This is a genomic window from Streptomyces sp. NPDC043176 (genome assembly GCF_056436715.1).
Genome location: NZ_JBWKCA010000051.1, coordinates 1 through 7,990 on the forward strand (window position 1 = coordinate 1; position 7,990 = coordinate 7,990).

Consider the following 7,990-nt stretch of genomic DNA (forward strand, 5'->3'; position numbering starts at 1 on the left):
GGGGCTTTGTCGTTGGAGGACGCTGCCCGGGTGGTGGTGCGGCGTAGTGGTGTGATCGCGGCGCGGTTGTCGGGTCGTGGGGGCATGGCGTCGGTCGCCGCTGGTGTGGATGAGGTCCGGGCGATGCTGGCCGGGTGTGTGGGTGTGGAGATCGCGGCCGTCAACGGTCCGCGGTCGGTGGTGGTTGCCGGTGAGCAGCGGGCCCTGGCCGACTTGATCACGGTGTGTGAGAGGGGCGGGGTGCGGGTTCGCCGTATTCCGGTTGATTACGGTTCGCACTCGGTGCAGGTGGAGGAGGTCGAGGAGGAGCTGCGGGCGGTTCTGGCCGGGATCACGCCACGTGCCGGTGGGGTGCCGTTCTACTCCACCGTCACCGGTGAGGTGGTCGACACGGCCACGTTGGACGCCGGTTACTGGTATCGCAATCTGCGTCAGACGGTCCGGTTCGAGGAGGCCACTCGGGCGTTGGCGGTGGCGGGTCATCGGGTGTTCGTCGAGGTCAGCTCGCATCCCGTTCTTGTTCCCGGTATCGAGGAGACCGTCGAGGCGTGCGGCGTCGGCGCGTCGGTGGTGACCGGAACCCTGCGTCGTGACGAGGGCGGTCCCGTCCGTTTCCTGGAGGCGTTGGCGCGGTTGCACGTCCAGGGCGTCGGGGTCGATTGGGCGGCGTTGGTGGGCCGGGACGGGGACTGGCCGGTTGAGCTGCCGACGTATGCCTTCCAGCGGCAGCGTTTCTGGCTGGAGTCCGGTCGGGGTGCGGGCGATCCTTCGGTGCTGGGCCTGGCCGGTGTCGACCACCCGCTGCTGGGGGCCCGGGTGGAGATCCCGGCCACCGGTGGCGTGCTGTTCACCTCACGCTGGTCCGCACACTCGCTGCCCTGGGCGGCTGACGCGGGTGCCGTGCCGGCGGCGGCGTTCGTGGATCTGGTGATGAGGGCGGGTGACGAGGTCGGCTGCGGTCTGATCGCGGAACTGGACATCGAGGCGCCGTTGGTGCTGCCCGTGTCGGGTGGCGTGCAGGTGCGGGTCGCCGTCGGTGGGCCGGACGACTCCGGGAAACGGCCGGTCCTGGTCCACGGACGGCGCGAAGACGGCGAGGAACGCGCGCAGTGGATCCGGTACGCGAGTGCGCAGTTGGCTCCCGATGAGACGGTGTCCGACTTCGAGATGTCGCAGTGGCCACCGCAGGACCCGCGGTCCTGCACGGAACTCGCGCTGCCGGAAGGCGTCGAGCCGGACCGGTTCGGACTGCATCCGGTCCTGCTGGAGGCCGCCGCCAGGTTCGGGTACACCCGGACGGAGTCCGACGAGCCCGACGGGTTGCCGTGCGTGTGGCGCGGCGTACGTCTCTACGCGACAGGTGCGTCGCGGCTCCGGGTGCAGGTGGTACCGGGGAAGGCCGGAGGGTTCGGTCTGCGTCTGGCCGATGTCCACGGTGCCGCGGTCGCGTCGGTCGAGTCGGTGGCGTGGCAGCCGGTGGACTTTCCGGAGTCGGATCCGGGAGCCGCGCGGTCGCAGGACGCGTTGTTCCAGGTCACGTGGACCGAGTTCACCCTGCCACGGGCCGCTGGTTCGGACGAGGCGGTGCGGGTCCGCACGGCCGCCGACGTGGCGGCATGGGCGGCGGACGGAGCGACGTCCGATCTCGTGGTGGCGGACCTCACGGATCTGCGGGACGGCCTTCGGCCACTGCTCACCCGGGCGTTGGGGCTGCTGCAGGCATGGCTCGCGGAGCCGACACCGGAGGGTGCCCGGCTGATCCTGCTGACGCCGGACACGGATGATCCGGTGGCCGCCGCGGTGTGGGGCCTGGTGCGGTCGGCGCAGTCCGAGCATCCTGACCGGTTCGTGCTGGTGAGCACGGACGGTCCGGTCGACGACATGGCCTCGTGGCCCCCGGTACCGGCGGGCGTACTGACGGATGTCCTGGCGTCCGGCGAGCCGCAGCTCGCGTTCCGCTCAGGCACGGTGCGGGTGCCCCGGCTCGTTCGTGCCCTCGATCGGGGTGCGATGGATGCACGGCCATGGGACCCCAGGGGCACGGTCCTGATCACCGGGGGCACCGGTGCCCTGGGCGCCCTGGTGGCCCGACACCTGGTCGGTGAGCACCACGTTCGGAGCCTGATCCTGGCCAGTCGCCGGGGCCCGGACGCCCCAGGGGCGCCGGCGCTCGAGGCAGAACTGACCGCGCTCGGAGCCCGGGTGCGTATCGTCGCGTGCGATGTCGCCGACCGCGCCGTGGTCGCCGATCTGCTCTCGTCCGTCCCGCAGGACGCTCCGCTCACCGCCGTGGTGCACACGGCGGGTGTGCTCGACGACGGAGTGGTCACCGCCCTCACCCCGGAACGGTTGGACGCCGTCCTGCGCCCGAAGGCGGACGCCGCGCTGGTCCTGGACGAGCTGACCCGTGAGCTCGATCTCGCGGCCTTCGTCCTGTTCTCCTCGGCTGCCGGGGTCTTCGGCAACCCGGGTCAGGGCAACTACGCGGCAGCGAACGCCTTCCTGGACGCACTGGCACGGCGTCGCCGGACCGTCGGGCTGCCCGCCACCTCGCTCGCCTGGGGCTACTGGTCGTTCAGCAGCGAGATGACCGCTCACCTCAGCGCCACCGACCTGCAGCGCAACAGGCGCATCGGAATGTCCGCGATCTCCGCGGACCTGGGCATGGCGTTGTTCGACGCCGGGCTGACGACCGCTGAGCCGGCCCTGGTGCCGGCCAAGCTGGATCTCGGGGCCCTTGGGGACCGGTCCGCGTCGACGCCGGTACCCGTACTGCTGCGCGGGCTTGTGACGCGCGGCCGGCGCACCGCGTCGGCGCCTCCCGAGGGCGCCACGGATCTGGCACGACGGCTCGCTCCGCTGACCGAGGCCGACCAAGAGGAGTACTTGCTCACCCTGATCGGCGGTCGTGCCGCGGAGATCCTCGGCCACTCGTCCGGGGAGCGGATCGAGCCGGCCCGGTCATTCCGGGAGGCGGGCTTCGACTCCCTGACGTCGGTCGAGCTGCGTAACCGTCTCGCCGGCGAGACGGGGCTGAGGCTTCCGTCGACGCTGCTCTTCGACCACCCGAACCCGCGCACCCTCGCCAGGTGGCTGCGCGCCGAAATCCTTGGCGCCGACGTGGTGGCCGACGCCCCCGAAACGCCCGCAACGACCCCGTCGTCCGACGACGATCCCATCGCGATCGTCGGCATGAGCTGCCGCTTCCCCGGCGGAGTCAATGGTCCCGAAGGGCTGTGGAAGCTGCTCCTCGATGGCACCGACGCCATCGGTGACTTCCCTGACGATCGTGGCTGGGACCTGGACGCCCTTTACCATCCTGACCCTGATCACCCGGGCACCACGTACACCAAGCGGGGTGCGTTCCTGACGGACGTGGCCGGGTTCGACGCCGACTTCTTCGAGATCTCGCCGCGTGAGGCGCTGGCGATGGATCCGCAGCAACGGTTGTTCCTGGAGACCTCGTGGGAGGTCTTCGAACGGGCGGGCATCGACCCGACCGCTCTGCGGGGCAGCGGGATCGGCGTCTTCGCCGGCGTGAACACCCAGGGATACGCGCTGCGCCTGCAGCAGCGGCCCGAGTTGGTGGAGGGCCACAGGATCACCGGTGTCTCCGACGCCGTCCTGTCCGGCCGCGTGTCGTACGTGCTGGGGCTTGAGGGCCCGGCGGTGACGCTGGACACGGCGTGTTCGTCGTCGCTGGTGGCTCTGCACCTGGCGGCGCAGTCGCTGCGGTCGGGCGAGTGCTCGATGGCGCTGGCCGGCGGGGTGACCGTGATGACCGAGCCCGACGCGTTCGTCGATTTCTCGCGGCAGCGTGGTCTGGCCGTCGACGGCCGGTGCAAGTCGTTCGCGGCTTCTGCCGACGGTACGGGGTGGGCCGAGGGTGTCGGCGTGCTGCTCCTGGAGCGGTTGTCGGACGCCGTTCGCAACGGTCACGAGGTGCTGGCGGTGGTGCGGGGTTCGGCGGTGAATCAGGATGGTGCGTCGAATGGGCTGACCGCGCCGAACGGTCCCTCGCAGCAGCGGGTGATCCGGCGTGCGCTGGCGAACGCGGGGCTCGCGGCCGGTGAGGTCGATGTGGTGGAGGCGCATGGCACCGGGACGGTGCTGGGTGATCCGATCGAGGCGCAGGCGGTCATCGCGACCTATGGTCAGGGCCGTGACGCGGATCGGCCGTTGTGGCTTGGGTCGTTGAAGTCGAACATCGGTCACACGCAGGCGGCTGCGGGTGTGGCGGGTGTGATCAAGATGGTGCAGGCGATGCGCCGCGGTGTCCTGCCGCGCACACTGCACGTCGATGAGCCGACCCCTCAGGTCGACTGGTCGGCGGGTGCGGTGGAACTGCTCACCGAGGCCCGGCAGTGGCCCGAGACGGGACATCCCCGTCGTGCGGCCGTGTCCAGTTTCGGTGTCAGTGGCACCAACGCGCACGTCATCCTGGAGCAGGCGCCGATGGCGGAGCAGGTGGATGCCGCCGGGGACACCGCTCCCGATGCCGCCCCCGTCCTTCCGTGGCTGCTCTCCGCGAAGAGTCCCGACGCCCTGCGCGGCCAGGCCGCCGAACTGGCCGCGCACATCCGTCGGACACCCGCGGTCAACGGCACCGACCTCGCGTACTCGCTCCTCACCACCCGAGCGGTCTTCGACCATCGTGCAGCCATCGTGGGCACGGACCGGGATCGGCTCCTCACCGATCTGGAGAAGCTGGCCAACAGTGAAACTCTCCCGGAGACACTTGCCCGGGACGAGCGGCGCCCGGGACGGCTCGCCTTCCTCTTCGCCGGGCAGGGAAGCCAACGTGCCCGCATGGGACGCGAGTTGTACGAGCGCTACCCGGTGTACCGCGCCTCGTTCGATGCCCTGTGCGCGGAGCTCGACCGGCAACTCGCCGACACGGTGGAGCTGCCCCTCCGCGACGTGGTGTTCGCCCGGGCCGGTTCCGACGAGGCCGCACGGCTCGACTCCACCGTCTACGCCCAGAGTGCTCTCTTCGCACTGGAGACGTCGCTCCATCGTCTGTACGAGTCCTGGGGCGTCCGCGCCGACTTCCTCACCGGCCACTCCATCGGCGAGCTGAGCGCCGCCCACTGTGCCGGAGTGTTGTCACTCGAGGACGCGGCCGCACTGGTCGCGGCACGCGCACGGCTGATGCAGGCGCTGCCCGGTGGCGGGGCGATGATCGCCGTCAACGCACCGGAGACCGAGGTCCTGTCCCTGGTCGCCGCGTACCCCGACGCGGCGATCGCCGCGGTCAACGGGCCGGCCTCGGTGGTCATCTCGGGCGACACGGACGCGGTCACGGCTGTAACGGCCGAACTGGCCGCCCGCGGCCACCGAACCAAGCGACTGCGGGTCAGCCACGCCTTCCACTCCTCGCGCATGGACGGCATGCTCGACGAATTCCGTGAGCTGGCATCCGGGCTGGCGTACCTGCCCCCCACCATCCCGGTCATCTCCACCCTCACGGGCACCGTGGCCACGCCCGAGCAGCTGTGTTCCGCCCACTACTGGGTTCAGCAGGTGCGTCAGGCCGTGCGTTTTCACGACGGGCTGCGGACCCTGCGGGAGCACGACGTCACCACTTTCCTGGAGCTGGGCCCCGACGGAGTCCTCAGTGCCATGGCACAGGACGCGGTCGGCGACCAGACCGTCGGCGGCGGGTTCATCCCCACACTCCAGCGTGATGGCCACGAGCCGCTCACCGCCGTCACGGCACTCGCCCGACTGCACGCTCGAGGTGTACCCGTCACGTGGACCGCACTGTTCGAGGGCGCCTCGCCGCGCCGTGTCGAGCTGCCGACCTATGCGTTTCAGCACCGGCGCTTCTGGGTGGAACCCGTCCCGACCAAGGTGGGCTCCCCGGCCCCGGACAAGAACGTCCGAACCTCCGACGACGGGTCGAGCACGCCGGACACGTCGGCCCGACCCGACGGCCCGGCGACGCAGTCGGCAGAGGCGTTCGAGGCCGGTAGCCCGGCCGCAGACCTTGCCGCGCTGCCGGGGAACGAGCAGAGCCTGAAGCTGCTCCAGCTGGTCAGCGAGCACGCCGCCGCCGTCCTGGGCCATGACCGCGTCGACGGGATCGAGGCGACCAGGGCCTTCCAGAGCCTCGGTTTCGACTCCCTGGCGGCGGTCAGGCTGCAGACGCGGCTCCAGGCCGTCCTGGGCGTCAGCCTTCCGACCACCCTGGTCTTCGACTATCCGTCACCGGTCGAGCTCGCCGAGTTCCTGCAGGCAGAACTCTTCGGCCGGCACACCGAGGTCACCGACGCGACCCATGCCCTCCACGATCCGAGCGAGCCGGTCGCGATCGTGGGGATGGCCTGCCGCCTGCCAGGCGGTGTTTCCTCGCCGGACGAGCTGTGGGAGCTCGTCCGGTCCGGTGGCGACGGGATATCCGGTTTCCCGCAGGATCGTGGTTGGGATCTGGAGAACCTGTATCACCCGGATCCGGATCACGCGGGTACGAGTTACACGCGGGAGGGTGGTTTCCTCTACGGCGCGGCGGAGTTCGATGCGGGGTTCTTCGGGATCTCGCCGCGTGAGGCGCTGGCGATGGACCCGCAGCAGCGGCTGATGCTGGAGGCCTCGTGGGAGGCGCTGGAGCGGGCCGGGATCGACCCGGCCACCCTGCGCGGCAAGCCCGTCGGCGTGTTCTCCGGAATGGTCAATCACGAGTACACGACGCGCGCCGACACGGTTCCCGAGGGTGTCGAGGGCTACCTGATGACGGGTGGCGCGGGGAGTGTGCTGTCGGGCCGGGTGTCGTACGTGCTGGGGCTTGAGGGCCCGGCGGTGACGGTGGACACGGCGTGTTCGTCGTCGCTGGTGGCTCTGCATATGGCGGCGCAGTCGCTGCGGTCGGGGGAGTCCTCGTTGGCGCTGGCCGGTGGTGTGACCGTGATGCCGGGGGCCGATGCCTTCGTGGCGTTCTCGCGCCAGCGTGGTCTTGCTGTCGATGGCCGGTGCAAGGCGTTCTCGTCTTCTGCCGACGGCACCGGTTGGGCCGAGGGTGCGGGTGTGCTGGTGCTGGAGCGGTTGTCGGACGCGGTTCGTAACGGGCACCGGGTGCTGGCGGTGGTGCGGGGTTCGGCGGTGAATCAGGATGGTGCGTCGAATGGGCTGACCGCGCCGAACGGTCCGTCGCAGCAGCGGGTGATCCGGCGTGCGTTGGCGAGCGCGGGGCTCGCGGCCGGTGAGGTCGATGTGGTGGAGGCGCATGGCACCGGGACGCCGTTGGGTGATCCGATCGAGGCGCACGCGCTGTTGGCGACTTATGGTCAGGGTCGTGACGCGGGGCGGCCGTTGTGGCTGGGTTCGTTGAAGTCGAACATCGGTCATACGCAGGCGGCTGCGGGTGTGGCGGGTGTGATCAAGATGGTGCAGGCGATGCGTCACGGTGTTCTGCCGCGCACGCTGCATGTGGACGAGCCGACTCCTCAGGTGGACTGGTCGGCGGGTGCGGTGGAACTGCTCACCGAGGCCCGGCAGTGGCCTGAAAGCGGTCGCCCTCGTCGTGCGGCCGTCTCTGGTTTCGGTGTCAGTGGTACGAACGCGCACGTCATTTTGGAGCAGGCGCCGGAGCAGGTGGCGGCCGAGGGTGAGCAGGGAGCCTTGGAGGGCCCGGTTGTTCCCCTTCTCCTCTCGGGGCGTGGTCAGGCTGCTTTGGCGGGTCAGGCCGCCCGGCTGGCGGGGTTCCTGTCGGAACGTACCGAGGACGAACTCTCGTCTGTGGCGCGGTCTTTGGTGGCGACTCGTGGTGCCCTGGCGGATCGTGCCGTGGTGGTGGCGGCGGATCGTGAGGGGGCGGTGGCTGGTCTGGAGGCTGTTTCCCGTGGGGAGTGGGCGCCGGGTGTCGTGACGGCCGTGGGTGAGAGTGCGGCTGGTGGGGTGGCGTTTGTCTTTCCTGGTCAGGGTGCGCAGTGGGTGGGGATGGGGGCGGATCTGCTGGGTTCGTCGGTGGTGTTCGCGCGTCGGATGGATGAGT

General features: G+C 70.4%; 1 protein-coding gene. It reads left to right on the forward strand.

Translation table 11 applies throughout. From position 1 onward, the window contains the following. A partial coding sequence (locus AC067A_RS37210; protein WP_479248089.1) for an SDR family NAD(P)-dependent oxidoreductase occupies positions 1 to 7,990 on the forward strand: 7,990 nt, incomplete at both ends.